At 66.7% G+C, this 14,340-nt stretch carries 15 protein-coding genes; 3 read left to right on the top strand and 12 right to left on the bottom strand.

Going from position 1 to position 14,340, the window contains the following annotated elements; translation table 11 throughout:
* The first annotated feature begins 97 nt into the window (after positions 1–97).
* From IPP98_14290 to ppk1, 3 genes are read left to right on the top strand one after another with little or no spacing between them, the layout of a single operon-like run.
* Positions 98–1,267 carry a cysteine desulfurase gene (locus tag IPP98_14290; GenBank protein MBL0180268.1) on the top strand — a complete coding sequence of 390 codons (1,170 nt, stop codon included), beginning with the start codon at positions 98–100 and terminating at the stop codon, positions 1,265–1,267.
* 22 nt (positions 1,268–1,289) lie between these two features.
* Positions 1,290–2,333 carry a tRNA 2-thiouridine(34) synthase MnmA gene (gene mnmA, locus IPP98_14285; GenBank protein ID MBL0180267.1) on the top strand — a complete coding sequence of 348 codons (1,044 nt, stop codon included), beginning with the start codon at positions 1,290–1,292 and terminating at the stop codon, positions 2,331–2,333.
* A 49-nt stretch (positions 2,334–2,382) separates the two neighbouring features.
* On the top strand, positions 2,383–4,467 hold the full coding sequence (gene ppk1, locus IPP98_14280) for a polyphosphate kinase 1 (GenBank protein ID MBL0180266.1): 2,085 nt from the start codon (positions 2,383–2,385) through the stop codon (positions 4,465–4,467).
* A 204-nt stretch (positions 4,468–4,671) separates the two neighbouring features.
* On the opposite strand, the gene IPP98_14275 is transcribed toward ppk1, so the two are convergent.
* The 12 genes from IPP98_14275 to recR form a co-directional block, all read right to left on the bottom strand.
* Complete coding sequence (locus tag IPP98_14275) at positions 4,672–5,385, bottom strand: thioredoxin domain-containing protein (protein MBL0180265.1); 714 nt, start codon at positions 5,383–5,385, stop codon at positions 4,672–4,674.
* A gap of 40 nt (positions 5,386–5,425) precedes the next feature.
* Positions 5,426–6,445 (bottom strand): hypothetical protein, encoded by a 1,020-nt coding sequence (locus tag IPP98_14270; GenBank protein ID MBL0180264.1) that lies wholly within the window; start codon positions 6,443–6,445, stop codon positions 5,426–5,428.
* A gap of 569 nt (positions 6,446–7,014) precedes the next feature.
* On the bottom strand, positions 7,015–7,755 hold the full coding sequence (locus tag IPP98_14265) for a hypothetical protein (GenBank protein ID MBL0180263.1): 741 nt from the start codon (positions 7,753–7,755) through the stop codon (positions 7,015–7,017).
* Positions 7,756–7,867: 112 nt separating this feature from the next.
* On the bottom strand, positions 7,868–8,437 hold the full coding sequence (locus IPP98_14260; protein ID MBL0180262.1) for a hypothetical protein: 570 nt from the start codon (positions 8,435–8,437) through the stop codon (positions 7,868–7,870).
* 139 nt (positions 8,438–8,576) lie between these two features.
* Positions 8,577–9,683: a J domain-containing protein gene (locus tag IPP98_14255; protein MBL0180261.1), complete on the bottom strand. Its 1,107-nt coding sequence runs from the start codon at positions 9,681–9,683 to the stop codon at positions 8,577–8,579.
* Positions 9,684–10,253 carry a nucleotide exchange factor GrpE gene (locus IPP98_14250; GenBank protein ID MBL0180260.1) on the bottom strand — a complete coding sequence of 190 codons (570 nt, stop codon included), beginning with the start codon at positions 10,251–10,253 and terminating at the stop codon, positions 9,684–9,686. It lies immediately after the preceding gene.
* A 115-nt stretch (positions 10,254–10,368) separates the two neighbouring features.
* Positions 10,369–11,646: a competence/damage-inducible protein A gene (locus tag IPP98_14245; protein MBL0180259.1), complete on the bottom strand. Its 1,278-nt coding sequence runs from the start codon at positions 11,644–11,646 to the stop codon at positions 10,369–10,371.
* Between the two features lie 7 nt (positions 11,647–11,653).
* On the bottom strand, positions 11,654–12,298 hold the full coding sequence (locus IPP98_14240; protein MBL0180258.1) for a CDP-alcohol phosphatidyltransferase family protein: 645 nt from the start codon (positions 12,296–12,298) through the stop codon (positions 11,654–11,656).
* A complete protein-coding gene (locus IPP98_14235; protein MBL0180257.1) occupies positions 12,295–12,969 on the bottom strand; it encodes a gliding-motility protein MglA in 675 nt (224 codons plus the stop codon). Before IPP98_14235 ends, IPP98_14240 begins: the two co-directional genes overlap by 4 nt.
* Before the next feature lie 4 nt (positions 12,970–12,973).
* Complete coding sequence (locus tag IPP98_14230) at positions 12,974–13,474, bottom strand: roadblock/LC7 domain-containing protein (GenBank protein MBL0180256.1); 501 nt, start codon at positions 13,472–13,474, stop codon at positions 12,974–12,976.
* Positions 13,471–13,749, bottom strand: a complete 279-nt coding sequence (locus tag IPP98_14225; GenBank protein ID MBL0180255.1) for a hypothetical protein — start codon at positions 13,747–13,749, stop codon at positions 13,471–13,473. The genes IPP98_14230 and IPP98_14225 overlap by 4 nt, the downstream gene beginning before the upstream one ends.
* The gene (gene recR, locus IPP98_14220; GenBank protein ID MBL0180254.1) at positions 13,746–14,339 is read right to left on the bottom strand and encodes a recombination protein RecR; all 594 of its coding nucleotides are present in this window, start codon (positions 14,337–14,339) and stop codon (positions 13,746–13,748) included. The genes IPP98_14225 and recR overlap by 4 nt, the downstream gene beginning before the upstream one ends.
* Position 14,340 lies beyond the last annotated feature (1 nt).

The raw sequence follows: 14,340 nt of genomic DNA, 5'->3' as shown, positions 1-14,340 counted from the left end.
CACAACCCTTTACGCCGATTCGGGCAGCCCGCATCATTGCGGGATGCCCGCCCTGCTGACGGTTCCGCAACTCCGTGCCCTGACTAGATTTGGGCCCATGGAACCTGTCTACTTTGACCACGCCGCGACCACGCCCGTGCGCCCTGAGGTGCTTGAGGCGATGCTCCCCTTCTTCAACGCGTCGTGGGGCAATCCCTCGTCGTCACACCGCTTCGGTCGGGCCGCCAAGGCCGGTCTCGAAATGGCGAAGCGCGAAGTCGGTGAAGCGCTCGGCGTCGAACCGAACCAGGTGATCTTCACCTCGGGCGGGACCGAGGCCGACAACCTCGCCGTGATCGGTGCCGCGCATGCCGCCAGCCGCGCCGGCAAGGCGATGCACGTCGTGACCTCCGCGATCGAACACAAGGCCATCCTCGCCGCCGCGCATGTCGTGGTGTCGATGGGTGGCCGTGAGACGATCCTCCCGGTCGATCACAACGGACGGGTCCGGCTTGACGCACTCGATGCCGCGCTCGCCGAGGGCCCCTCGCTGGTCTCCGTGATGTGGGTCAACAACGAAGTCGGCACGGTGCAGCCGATGGCCGAAATCGGCGCGCGATGTCGTGCGGCCGGCGTCCCGCTGCACAGCGACGCCGTACAGTCGTTCGGCAAGCTGCCGATCGTCCTCGACGACGTCGGCTGTTCCCTCCTCTCCATCTCCGGCCACAAGCTCGGCGCGCCGAAGGGCATCGGCGCTCTCATCGTGCGCGATCGTCACATCGTCGACGCGCTCATCCATGGCGGCGGCCAGCAGTACGGGATCCGCCCCGGGACCGAGAACGTCGCCGGCGCGGTGGCGCTCGGCCGGGCGGCGTTGCTGGCGCGGCAGGAGCTCGACGCGCACGTGGCCCACGTCCGCGCCCTGCGCGACAACCTCGCCGAGCGGCTGCAGGTCGCGATCCCCGACCTGGTGGTGCATGCCGCCGGTGTCGAGCGCGCCCCGCACGTCCTCTCGATCGCCATTCCGGGCGCCGAGGCCGAGGCGATGCTGATGCACCTCGACCTGGCGGGTGTCGCCTGTTCGGGCGGCTCGGCCTGTTCGACCGGGGCGGTCGAGCCGTCGCACGTGCTGACCGCGATGGGCGTCGAGCGCGGCCTCGCCCTGGGCACCATCCGCTTCTCGCTGGGTCACGAATCCACCGCGGCCGACATCGATCGCGCCGTCGAGGTCCTCCCGGGCGTCGTGGAACGGGTCCGACGATTGGGAGCTGCCCTCGGCCGTGGCTAGCGTGCGGAAGGTCCTCGTCGCCATGAGCGGCGGGGTGGATTCGTCGCTGGCCGCGGCACTGCTCGTCGAGCAGGGCTACGAAGTCATTGGCGCGACGATGAAGCTCTTCTGCTACGGCGACGATGTCCCCGACCGCCCCTGCTGTTCCCTCGATTCGATCAACGATGCGCGCGCCGTGGCCCACCGCCTCGGCATTCCGCATTACGTCCTCAATCTCGAGGACCGCTTCTCGGAGCGGGTGATCGACAACTTCGTCGACGAGTACGCGCGCGGCCGCACGCCGATTCCCTGCGTCCGCTGCAACTCGTTCACCAAGTTCCGCGACCTGCTGGCCCACGCCGATTCGCTCGGCTGTGACGCGATCGCCACGGGCCACTACGCCAACGCCCGTGATGGTGCGCTGTATCGCGGCACCGATCGGAACAAGGACCAGAGCTACTTCCTCTGGGGGATCGACAAGGCGGTGGTGGCGCGGATGCTCACGCCGGTGGGCGAGCTCACCAAGGCGGAGACGCGCGCGCGTGCCCGGGCCCTCGAGCTCGAGACCGCCGACAATCCCGAGAGCGTCGAGATCTGTTTCGTCCCCGACGACAACTACGTCGGCGTCCTCGAGCAGCGACTCCCCGCGGACGCGCCGGCATTGCAGGCGGGGCCGCTCGTCACCACGAGCGGTGAAGTGGTGGGCGAGCACGACGGCTTCGCACGCTACACCATTGGTCAGCGGCGCGGCCTTCCGGGTGGGCGCTCGCTGCCGCTGTATGTGGTGGGGATCCGTCCCGACAGCCGCGAAGTGGTCGTCGGCGAGGCCGATGAGCTGATGGGCCACGCCGTCACGCTGGAGGAGCTCAACTGGCTCGCCGAGCCGTTGGCGGTAGGCGACAGGTGCTGGGCGCAGCTGCGCTACCGCGCCGAGGCCGTCCCAGCGGAGGTACGCGCCTCGGAGGGTGGGGTGCTCACGCTTGATCTCGACATCCCGGTCCGGGCAATTGCCCCGGGGCAGTCGGGCGTTCTCTACGACGCCACGCAGCGCGTCCTGGGCGGCGGCGTGATCGCCTCCGCTGGATGACCTCTTCCCGATGACTGCCACACCGCAGGCCCCTGCCCCGAACGATGCAATGCTCCGGCAGACCCCGAACCTCAAGGACCCGGCGCTCTACCTGAATCGCGAGCTCTCGTGGCTCGAGTTCAACCGGCGCGTGCTGCATGAGGCGCTCGACCCGCGGACGCCGCTCCTCGAGCGGGTCAAGTTCCTCTCGATCTTCGCCAGCAACCTCGACGAGTTCTTCCAGGTCCGTGTCGCCGGCCTGCGCGAGCAGGTGCTCGCCAAGATCGCCGAGAACGCCGCCGACCGGATGGCGCCGATGGCGCAGCTCGACGCCATCCGCCAGACAGTCCAGGGGATGCTGGAGCAGCAGTCACGCTGCCTGGTGCACGAGCTCGTCCCCGCGCTGGCCGCGCACGGCATCCGGCTGCACGAGCGCTTCGACGACCTCCCCGAGGAGGAGCGCGCCCACCTCTCGGCGTACTTCGAGTCGCACGTCTTCCCGGTGCTGACGCCGCTCGCGGTCGATCCGGCGCACCCCTTTCCGCACATCTCGAACCTCTCGCTTTCGCTGGCGGTCTCGCTGATGGACTCGGCGGGTGAGGAGCGCTTTGCGCGCGTGAAGGTGCCGCGGCTGTTGCCACGCTGGGTGCCGCTCAAGCGCGCCAACGAGTTCCTCCCGCTGGAATACCTGATCGGCGCGCACCTCGAGACGCTCTTCCCGGGCGTGGCGATCGTCGGCTGGCACCTCTTCCGCGTGACCCGCAACACCGACCTCAAGCTCGAGCTGGGCGACGACAGCGACGAGGCCGAAGACTTGCTGTCGTTGATTCAGGAGGAAGTGCGCAACCGGAAGTTCGGCGAGGTGGTCCGGCTCGAAGTACACAAGTCGATGCCGCAGCCGATCCGGACGCTGCTGCTCGAGGAGCTCAACGAGGCCGACGCCGGCGAAGGCTTGCCGCTCACCGAGGCCGACCTCTTCGAGGTCACCGGTCCGCTCGACTTGAGCGACCTGATGGTGATCTCGGCGATCGACGCGCCGGCGCTCAAGGATCTGCCGTTCACGCCGGTGACGCCGCGGCGACTGTCGGAGAGTCGCGACCTCTTCGCGGTGCTGCGCGAGGGGGATGTGTTGCTGCACCATCCGTACGACTCCTTCCAGGGGTCGGTGGAGCAGTTCATCGCGCGGGCCACCGAGGATCCGGACGTCCTGGCGATCAAGATCACGCTCTACCGCACCGGTGGCGAGATCGCGCGATTGCTGGCGCAGGCGGCCGAGCGCGGGAAGCAGGTGGCCGTGCTGATCGAGCTACAGGCGCGCTTCGACGAGGAGCAGAACATTTCGTGGGCCAAGCGCTTCGAGGACATCGGGGTGCACGTCTCGTACGGTGTCTCGGGGCTCAAGACGCACGCCAAGGTGCTGCTGGTGGTGCGTCGCGAGGGCGATGCGATCCGTCGCTACGTGCACATCGGCACCGGCAACTACAACCCGCGGACGGCGCGCTACTACACCGACTTCGGGTTGCTGAGTGCCGACCCCGACCTGGGTGCCGACCTGAGCGAGCTCTTCAACGTCCTGACCGGCTTCGGTGCGCCGACGGGCTATCGCAAGCTGCTGGTGGCGCCGCGCTGGATGAAGGCGTCCTTCCTCGAGAAGATCGAGCGCGAGGCGGAGCATGCGCGCCGCGGGCGGCAGGGGCGAATCCTCGCGAAGATGAACGCGCTGGTGGACCCCGAGGTGATCGAGGCGCTCTACCGTGCGTCGCAGGCGGGGGTGGAGATCGACCTGATCATCCGCGGTATCTGCTGCCTGCGTCCTGGTGTGCCGGGTGTGAGCGAGCGGATCCGGGTGATCTCGATCCTGGGGCGCTTCCTGGAGCACTCACGCGCCTTCCTCTTCCGGAATGCCGGAAAGGAGGAGTGCTACATCTCGTCGGCCGACTGGATGCCGCGCAACCTCGACCGGCGCATCGAGGCGGCGGTGCCGATCGAGGAGCCGAAGCATCGTGCGGAGATCCGGCGACTGCTGGAGGCGATGCTGGAGGACAACCGGCAGGCGTGGGAGCTTGGTGCGGATGGGCGCTACACGCAGCGCACTCCGGCGCCGGGCGAGCCGGACCGGGGGACGCATCGGGTGTTGGTGGAAAGGGGGAGGTAGGGGGTTCTCCATGCCGTACAGCCCCGCTGGGGCACGGGGACAACGCGCGAATGTCCCGGGCTGTGAGTATTGCGGCAGGACCACGCTAGGCAGCGCGCATGTCACTTCGGAGTGCTAGCAACACGGCGTGCCGTTCAAGAGCACGCAGTGGCAAGGCCTGAGGCGCCTATGTCGTGAGCGGCGGGCCGAGCCCCCCCACCTCAGTCATCCAGCCTCATTAGCTCGGCGCATTTCAGCGCGCACCAAACTGTCCAACACATGAGTTCGCACCGCGCCGACGAACCGCTTCTTATTCAGGTACCATGTCGGAGTGGCGTAGGTGCCGGATGCTATTCCGTACCTGGCGTGGGCCATCACGCGTGGCATCCCACCTTGGACTTCCAGGCACGCATCAAGGGTGTGCGTGTCTACGCCGCCATGGTTCCCCGCCCACTGGACGACTCCTCTGCGCGAAGCGAAAGATTTCCCCTCAACCATCAGGGCTCTATAAAACGCTTCGAATTCTCCCTCGTGCGCGATACACTCAGACGCGTTCGCTAGAAACGTCGTTGCATTTGGGCGGACCAGCTGGCTGTCAAAGACGAAGTGAAGCCACGTGACCCCAACCAGCCCGGGGTACTTGCGTTGGACGGTATCAATCGCTGCGGCAAACTCCAGACAGAACCCACAGGTGAAGTTTCCAAACTCGATTATTCGAACCATCGGCTGGTCCGGCCCAAGGTGATGGCCCAGACGTAACCACTCTGCCAGCGTGTCGGCACGTGGCAAGTCCGAGGCCATGAGAGGCTGTCCAGAAGCGAAGGACGCCGTCAGGCCGGGAGCAAGCCGGGGAGCGACCTTCCCTTGCCTACCCACGACGAGCATCGCAGCGACGGCCACCATCCCGAGCGTCAGTCCAATTTCCGTGGTTTTCTTCATCCGGACTCCATCGGCGCGAATTGAAGGATGCCCGTGGGACCTAGCGACGGAGCTGCGTGATACGAACTACGAAGCCCGCAGAGTCCTCGGAAACAGAATACAGTTCGCGATCGTCCGCGCTCACGGCGAAGGTCATCGCAATGTGATCCAAGACATACACGTGAGTAAGCCGTCCGGTGCCATCGAATACATGCAACTCTGACAGGGGGTGCGGGTTGCGGGGTCGTCCATAGCGGCGCCCGCTGTAGGTAGCGTACAGATGCAGATCTGTGACACCACAGTCGTTGTATGACCGCCTCGCCAGGGGTCGCGAAGCGCCAAATGTGGTGAGTTTCCGATCGAGAGTGTCCACGGATACATAAGGCAACCATCCAAACGGAACCTTTACGGGTACCAGCGGCTGGGCGGTGGAGGATAGGTGGTCTATTCGCCCGGCGTATCGATAGGCCAAGTACAGATCGTTGCGGTTGCCCGCGAGGCACACGCGGCCTGAATAGGCACTCCCTCGGAATGCAGGAGAAGGGCGTGTGTCACCGAGTGGCACCATCGCGCTCGCACGTATTTTGCCCGAATCAGCATCGACTTCGTAAAGTCGCACGCCGGATTCGCGATCGTCCTCAGTAATGATGAATCGGCCCTGTGTGGTCGGACCGTCTGCGCTGTGCGCCCCGATTGGGCTTATCATGACGGTGCGGCCGGTGATCTGCATGCTGCTTCCAGCAAGTGATTGAATCGGTATTCCGGTTAGGCGCTGCTGCGGTCCATCAAGGACCCACAGCGTGTCTGTCCGGAGACTCGTGCGCAGGATCGACGGACCGTTCGAGAACTCCCCAGGTCCCTCGCCATGGGCACCGAAGGATCGAATGTGGCGTCCAGTGAGACGATCGAGGATATGGACATATGGCGGATCGAGATCGGAGACCACGACCACATCACGGTGGACCCCAATCATCCACGGTCGATCGATCACGGTTGGAGATGAAATAATCCTGCTCGAAAGGCTGTCCACAGTCGATGCTGCCGACCGGACATCGACCGCTTCAAGGTCAGCCTCGACCACCACTGACTCCCCCGACCGCTCGGGGGAGCAAGCGTGGAGCGTGAGTACGGTTAGTCCTGCTGCGACAACGCGGACGACGGTGAGCAGGGCCCCCAACCCCGCGACATCGCCTCCCCACGACCGCTGCGGGGGGCGACACTCGCGGGATTTCGGGCGAGAGCACGTCAAGGGTGCGCGTACCCCGAATAGTTCCAACATGTTCCAGAATCCACGGCACAGGTCTGACACGCGTTGGCCGTCGTGCAGTAGTAGTTCTGCGTATGCTTCAACGAAGTACCCGACCCTTCCATGCACCAGTTGCTTCCGCCCGCCGTACACTTGCTGCCCTCCGCCTCCGCGGCAAGCTGATTGGTCATTGGCCTGCCGGCGAGCGATGTCACGATTGCGATTGCGGCGACAAATCGAATGACCCGAAGTGCGTGGTTGAGCATTGCAGTGCTCCTCTCTCAGTGGGGTATGAAAGGTGGGCGCTGCGGTCGCGAGCAGCGCCTATAACAAGGTAGGGTGCGCGGTCAAAGCCGTCGAGCCCAAGGTTTTGGGTCACATTTTCCCAAAACCTCGGTACTCGCCTAACCGATGAGCTCGTCACCTGCCGTCTCCCCATGGAATGCCGGGAGGGAGGGAGGGAGGGAGGGAGGGAGGGAGGGAGGGAGGGGAGGTTCCACCACCACCTTCAGAAAGCGCAACGCCTGCTCGAGCGCCGGTTCCCATGCACCAAGGGCACGCAGTTCGTGCCACCCCATGCCGAAGCAGCGCTTCGCGATCGAGGCCAGTCGCGTCCCCGTGAGGTCGTGACGCGTTGCGATCACACCAATCGGATCGCCGGTGCGAAGGGCGTCTGCCAGGCAGATGCAGCCGAGGAGGATGTCGCGCCAATCGCCTGGACTCGGCAGCCCTGCCTGGCGCAATTGCTTCCGAATGGCGGAACCCTCGCTCGAATATTCAAAGATGCATCGTACTTTGCGCGCCGTACTCGCGTCGGTCCGGAGTGCGAGGGCCGTGATCCAGTCCTGGTACGTGGGCAGTGGGCGATCCCGCACTGCCACTCGCCACCCCGCCGGCTCGGCTCCAAGGTCCACCAAGACCACTCGGCTCGCCGGGACGCCATGGCGCTCGAGTTCGGCCGGGTGGAGCACCGGCGGGATGATGACGGGGCAGTACGGGTAGCTGCGCGCGAAGTGCAGGACGTTCAGCGCGTCGCGCAACGTGGCCGCGGCGCTGGGAACCACGACAAGGAGCGCACCAAGTGGTGGGACGCCGACCAGCGGGGTGAGTCGATTGGCGAGCGGGGGCAGCATCTGGAGGTGCACGGACGAGCTCCGTTCGAGGGGCTCATCCAAGGTATAACACCCCTGTACGGAACGGCGGAAAAAAGCGCCAAAACCCGAACCACTCGTCCCTGGGCTGAGGAGGACCGCCCCCCTACCTCGCCGCGATCGGGACGCGCATCAGGTACTTCCCCACCTGGAGCACCAGTGTCCTCGCCGTCCCTGGAGTGATCTCCTTGCTGATCCGCGTCATCGTCGGCGTCGACCGATCGACGACCTGCACCACGTCCTCGCGGAGGCGCGTGGTGCGGACCTGCACGGCGAGCGCGCCGTTGGAATGGTCGAGCTCGGTGACCTCCATCGGCACCCGTGCCGCGGTGTACCCGACGGCGCTGTCCTCCCGCACGGCCTGGATCACCAAGGTCGGGCCCATGCCGCCTCGGACCGTCATCAGCCGGTACCGCCCCGCGGGGATCTCGGTGCCGTCGAAGCGCAGCGGCAACGTGGTGCGCAGATAGATCGGCTCGCCGAGGCCCGGGTTGATCGGGACATCGTTCGGGCTCCACGGCATCGTGTGACGCGGCACCTTCGCGACGTAGTCGATCACGATCTCCGCGGTCTCCCGAGGGCCGACCAGGGTGGCGGTCACCGTGTCACGCGGGGATTGGGCGGCGAGGGTGGGGGCGGTGCTGAGGGCGACCAGCATGACGATCGGGAGTCGCATGGGCACCTCTGGTGGGATGGAAGGGCGACGCATGCGTCGCCCCTACGGCGCGGGCGGGGAACCATCATCTATCGATCATCGATCATCGATCATCGACCATCGATCATCGATCATCGATCATCGATCATCGATCATCGATTCACGTCTTCATCGAATCCACGAATGCCCGAAACGCCAACTCCTGATCATCCGTGAGATGCTCGGGGATCTTCACCTGCACGGTGACGATCTGGTCGCCCTTCTGGCCGCCCTTCTCGAGCCCCTGCCCCTTGATGCGGAACTTCTTCCCGGACTGGGTGCCGGCGGGGATCTTGAGCTTCACCTTGGTACCCGCGACCGTCTTGGCGTGGACCACCGTGCCGAGGACGGCCTGCGAGAGCGAAACCGGGATCTGACACATGATGTCGAGGCCGTCGCGCGTGAAGAAGGTGTCGGCCTCGACCGTGAAGGTCACCAGAATGTCGGCCGCCGGCGCACCGGCGCGAGCGCGCGGCCCCTGCCCCTTCAGGCGCACTCGCGTCCCCGTCTCCGAGGCCGGCGGCACCGTGATCAGGATCTGCTTCTCGGTGCGCAACTCGCCGATGCCACTGCAGGCGTGACACTTGGCCGACGGCACCTTGCCTCGGCCACGACACGCCGGACAGGGCCGCTGCACCGCGAAGCCGCCCTGACCAAACGAAATGGTCCCCCGCCCCTTGCACTCGTCGCAGGTGGTCATCGTCGCGCCCGGCTCGGCACCAGTCCCGCCGCACGTGGCGCAGGCGTCGTTCATCGTCAGCGTCACGGGCACCTTGCCGCCCACCGCCGCCGTCCGGAACGGCACCGTGACCGAGACTTCGACCGGTTCGGTCCCCTCGTTCTCTTCCGTGCGCCGTCCCTTCCCGAAGATCGACGAGAAGATGTCGCCCAGGCCGAATGATCCGAAGTCGCCGAGGTCCTGCTCGTCCGGCTGCGGCTGCCCCGCCGTGCGACGCGTCCGCTGCTGTCCGGCCGAGGATGGCTGACGCGAGCCGAAGCCGCCGAACGCGCCGAGCCGGCGCATCTGGTCGTACTTCGCCTTCTTCTCGGGATCGGAGAGGACACCGTTGGCCTCGGAGATCGCCTTGAACTTCTCGACCGCCGCCGCGTTGTTCGGATTCGCATCCGGGTGGTACTGCTTGGCGAGCTTCCGATACGCCTTCTTGATCTCCTCAGGCGAAGCGGAGTCGGGCACGCCGAGCAGCGCGTAGAAGTCCTGTTGCGCCACTCAGCTGCCCTGGTCGCCGTAGACCTGCACGCGCGCCGGACGGATGACAGAACCCTTGAAGCGATAGCCGGTCTGGAAGGTCGCGGCGACCGTCTGCGGCTCGGCGCCATCGACCAGCGTGGTCATCGCGACGGCGTCGTGCTCGTTCGGGTCGAACGGCAGGCCGGTCGGATCGATCTTCTCGAGCCCCGCCGCACCGAGCTCCTTCTCGAACTTCTTCTGGATCAGGACGAACGCCGCGCGATACGCCTCGTAGGTGGTCGTCTCCGGATCGCTCGACACCAGGCGGTCGATGTCGTCGAGCTCGTCCATGAGCCGTTGCACCATCGCGGACGCGCCACGATCGAACGCCTCCGCCTTCTCCTTGGCGGTGCGCCGACGGTAGTTCTCGTATTCAGCGGCCAACCGAAGGAAGCGATCCTCCGCCTCGGCCAGCGCCTTCGCCGCCTCGATCGCAGGGACCGCCTCCTCGGCGGTCCACTCGTCGGGAAGCGTCTGCTGTTCCAGCTCTGGAACATCGGCCTCGGGCATCGAGGGCGTATCGTCGGACGGCGGGGTCTTCTTGGACATCGCGGCATGCACTCCAGAAATACGGGAAAACCAATCTCTCAAAGGAACGCAACCGACGTGCCCCGGCGCAATGCCGGAATGGCAGACGTCTCGGTGCCGGTTCCCCTGTTGTGACTCATATCGTGGTCCCACCCGCCGGAATTGCTTCGCCGCGGACCCGTCGCAGCAGCCCCACGAGGGCAGCCTGGACCGCCCGGGCCCGCACCTCGTCGCGTGTCCCCGGGAAGATGACCCTGGCGCTGTCGACCACGCCGCGGACCGAGAAGCCGAACCAGACCGTCCCGACCGGCTTCTCCTCGCTGCCGCCATCGGGGCCGGCGATCCCGGTGATCCCCACTGCGACATCAGCACCCACCAGGTCGGCCGCGCCGATCGCCATCATCTCCGCCACCTTCGCGGAGACAGCGCCTTCCTTGAGGATCGTCACCGGGTCGACGCCGAGCAGCATCGCCTTGGTCGCGTTCGAGTAGGTGACCATGCCGCCGAGGAAGACGGCCGACGATCCGCTCACGGCGGTGAGTCGCGCGCCGAGCAGTCCGCCCGTGCACGACTCCGCAATCGCGAGCCGCTCCTCGCGCTCCTTGAGCTCCTCGATCAGCACCGCCGCGAGGTCGGCCTCGCCCTCACCGTAGATCCAGCCACCGACCCGCTCATGCAGCTTCGACGCGGCCTCGTCGAGGCGGGCATCGGCCTCGGCAGCATCGAGCTCCCACGCCGTGAGGCGCAGGTCCACCCCTGCCACGTCCGGGAGGTAGGCGAGCGAGAGCGGCGCGACCTCCGCCTCGAGCTCGCCGACCTTCTCGCCGAGCACCGACTCGGGGATGCCCGCGGTGCGCAGCACGCGCGAGCGGATCACCACGTTGCCGCCGCGCGCGGCGAGGCGCGGCGCGACCTCGTGCTCGATCAGCTTCCGCATCTCGAACGGCACGCCCGGCAGCAGGATCACCACGCCGCGCGGCCCCTCGAGCCAGAGCCCCGGCGCGCTACCCCATTTGTTCGGCAGCACGGTGCCGCCAGTCGGGACCATCGCCTGGCTCTTGTTGGACTCGGAGATCTTCCGGCCGAGGCGCGTCCAGCGCGCCACGAGTTCATCCCAGACGCCCTGGTCGAACTCGAGCGGCATCCCGAGCAGCTCGGCGATCACATGCTTCGAGATGTCGTCGCGCGTGGGACCGAGGCCGCCGGTGGTGATCACCACGCCGGTGCGGCTCAGCGCGGCGTCGACCGCGGCGCGGATCTCCTCGGGGGCGTCGCTGACGGCGTTGCGCCGGGCGACGCGGACGCCGACGGTCGCGAGCGTGCGGCCGATGAAGGCGGAGTTGGTGTCCACCGTGAAGCCGAGCAGCAGCTCGGTGCCGATGGTGACGATTTCGACGGGCAGCGTGGCGCCCACGGGCGACTCAGCGGAAGAGGCGACGGTACTGGACCATGTACATGACGAACGAATAGAGCGTCAGCGTCAGCGCGATGCCGAGCGCGGCAGCGACGAAGCCGCCGTGGAACTCGTTCCACCAGTGCGCGAACGGGGTGCTGGTCCAGCCCAGGAGGCGGAAGGCATCGCGGAAGGCGAACCACGCCAGCGTGCCACCGATGAACACATTTTGCAGCGCGGCCTTGGTCTTGCCGGCGTTTTCCGCCGCGATCACCACGCCGCGCCGCTCGGCCCAGGCGCGGAAGATCGTCATGGCGAGTTCGCGGCCGATGAGCAGCAGACAGACCCAGAGCGGGATGCTCCCCCACACCGGGATGTCGTACATCGCGTGGCGCTGCTGCGAGATGTACCAGATGGGCCCAAGCGTCGCGAGCAGGAGGAGCTTGTCGGCAAGTGGATCGAGCGTCTTGCCGAGGTCGGTGATCAGGTTGTCGCGGCGGGCAATGCGGCCGTCGATGACGTCGGTGACAGCGGCAGAAACGAAGACGACGAAGCAGGCGATCTTGGGCCAGTAGCCGTCAATGAACGGCAGCGCCGCCACCACCGGCGTGATCGCAATCCGCGCGGCGGTGAGGATGTTGGGGACGTTCCAGACGGCAGGGCGCGCGGTCATCCGAGTGTCTTGAGTACCAGCTTGCTCACGGCCTTGAGGGTGTCGAAGACGCCATCGCCGCGCACCGCCACCGCCTCGAAGGTCGGCACCCGCTCGACCCACATGCCGTCGACCTCGCGCACGAGGTATTCGCCCTGGCGGTACGGATCGGGCGTCACGCGCTGGCGCGTCGGGTCGTCGACGGTCCAGCCCGGATTGAGCGCGGCGTCGAGGTCGGCGATCGGCGCGGCGTTCGGGAGGTCGCGCTTGTTGTACTGGATCACGAACGGCAGCTTGGTCAGGTCGTAGCCGTGCTGCGTCATGTTGTCGTACAGGTTCTGCATCGCCTCGAGGTTGGCTTCCATCCGCTCGAGCTGCGAGTCGGCGACGAAGACCACGCCGTCGACGCCCTTGAGGATCAGCTTGCGCGAGGCGTTGTAGTAGACCTGCCCCGGCACCGTGTACAGATGGAAGCGCGTCTTGAAGCCGCGGATGGTGCCGAGGTCGACCGGGAGGAAGTCGAAGAAGAGCGTCCGTTCCGTCTCGGTCGCGAGCGAGATCAACTTTCCCTTCGACGATGGCGCGACCTTCTCGTAGACGTACTCGAGGTTGGTCGTCTTGCCGCCGAGTCCGGGGCCGTAGTAGACGATCTTGCAGTTGATCTCGCGCGACGCGTAGTTGATCAGGGACATCCGGTCACCCGCCGAAGAGTTTGTCGAGTTCGTCCTCGGCCTCGCCCACGAAGCCCGCATCGACGCCGCTGCTGCTGTTGCCCATGTCGCGGGCAAAGAGCGCGGTGAAGAGGGCGGTCAGTTCGTGCACGGCACCGCGCATCCGCAGCTTGACGAGGCCAAGCGTGGTGCGATTGTCGAACAGGACGACGAGGATCACGCGCCGCGCAATGTCGGCGAGGTAGAGCGATTCCTTCTCGCCCTGATGGAACAGCGTCCCGAACTCCGGCTCGCCGAGGAGGCGGGCCAGTTGATCGTTGGCCGAGAAGTCCGCGGCCGTGAGCGACGCAAAGGCGGTCGGGTCGAAGGTCGGCGGTTCACCGACCGTCACCAGCATCTGTCCGGCGCGATCAACGAGCAGTGCCGTGCGCGACTGCGTGTCGCGGAGGAAGTCGAGCAGCACCCCGCGGATGCGGGCCGAGTCTTCCTCGTGGAACGACCACGAGGCCGCACGCGGCGACGTCACGCGATGGCCGCCTCGAGCACGCTGACCAGTCGGCGGGCGCGCAGCTGCAGCGTCGGCGTGCGCTCCCAGGCGAGGTAGTCCTGCAGCAGGGGCAACGATGCCGGGTCGGCTTCGCGTTCCATCCAGCCCAACGCGGCGAAGCGCTTCCAGGCCGCGTCGGCGAAGAGATCCTCGGAGTGGATGCGGTCGTGTCGCTGGGCCAGCAGCCAGCCTCCGGCGAGCCCCAACAGGGCGGCGCCGACAAAGAGGGTGCTACCGGACGGACCTCGACTCATCGCAACTCCTCCCGGGCGGTCAGGGCATGGGTCAGCGTGACCCCGTCAACGTATTCCAGTTCCCCTCCAACTGGCAGGCCACGTGCCAACCGGGAGACCTTCACCCCAGGGCGGGCGGCCAGCAGCTGGTGGAGGTAGGTGGCGGTCGCCTCCCCCTCCAGCGAAGAGTTGGTGGCGAGAATGACCTCACGGACATCACCGGCATCGAGCCGACGCTCCAGCAGGCCGATCCGCAGTGCCTCCGGCCCGATCCCGTCGAGCGGCGAGAGCCGGCCGCCGAGGACCACATACCGTCCGCGGAACGCCACGGCCTTCTCGAGGATCGCGAGTGCCGATGCCTCCTCGACGATGCAGAGGAGCGTCGGATCACGCCGCGGATCGCGACAGATGGGGCAGACCCCGTCTTCGGTCGGCTGGCCGCACTCGGTACAGGGGTGTACCCGCTCGGACACCACCTGCAGTGCGGCTGCCAGCGCATCCATCCGCTCGCGCGGCTGGCCGAGGAGGTGGTAGGCGAGGCGCTGGGCGGTCTTCCGGCCAATGCCGGGAAGTCGCGCCAACTCGCCGATGAGCGTCTCGAGGGCGCTCACG

The sequence above is a fragment of the Gemmatimonadota bacterium genome, assembly GCA_016720805.1.
Taxonomy (GTDB): Bacteria; Gemmatimonadota; Gemmatimonadetes; order Gemmatimonadales; family GWC2-71-9; genus Palsa-1233.
Note: the sequence above shows the minus strand (reverse complement) of the source record. Positions and strands in the feature narration are given on the sequence as shown.

Bases quoted from the DNA above. Each gene is read 5' to 3' on its own strand.
- IPP98_14290 (MBL0180268.1), top strand. From the start codon at position 98: ATGGAACCTGTCTACTTTGACCACGCCGCGACCACGCCCGTGCGCCCT.
- mnmA (MBL0180267.1), top strand. From the start codon at position 1,290: ATGAGCGGCGGGGTGGATTCGTCGCTGGCCGCGGCACTGCTCGTCGAG.
- ppk1 (MBL0180266.1), top strand. From the start codon at position 2,383: ATGCTCCGGCAGACCCCGAACCTCAAGGACCCGGCGCTCTACCTGAAT.
- IPP98_14275 (MBL0180265.1), bottom strand. From the start codon at position 5,385: ATGAAGAAAACCACGGAAATTGGACTGACGCTCGGGATGGTGGCCGTC.
- IPP98_14260 (MBL0180262.1), bottom strand. From the start codon at position 8,437: ATGCGACTCCCGATCGTCATGCTGGTCGCCCTCAGCACCGCCCCCACC.
- IPP98_14250 (MBL0180260.1), bottom strand. From the start codon at position 10,253: ATGTCCAAGAAGACCCCGCCGTCCGACGATACGCCCTCGATGCCCGAG.
- IPP98_14240 (MBL0180258.1), bottom strand. From the start codon at position 12,298: ATGACCGCGCGCCCTGCCGTCTGGAACGTCCCCAACATCCTCACCGCC.
- IPP98_14235 (MBL0180257.1), bottom strand. From the start codon at position 12,969: ATGTCCCTGATCAACTACGCGTCGCGCGAGATCAACTGCAAGATCGTC.
- IPP98_14225 (MBL0180255.1), bottom strand. From the start codon at position 13,749: ATGAGTCGAGGTCCGTCCGGTAGCACCCTCTTTGTCGGCGCCGCCCTG.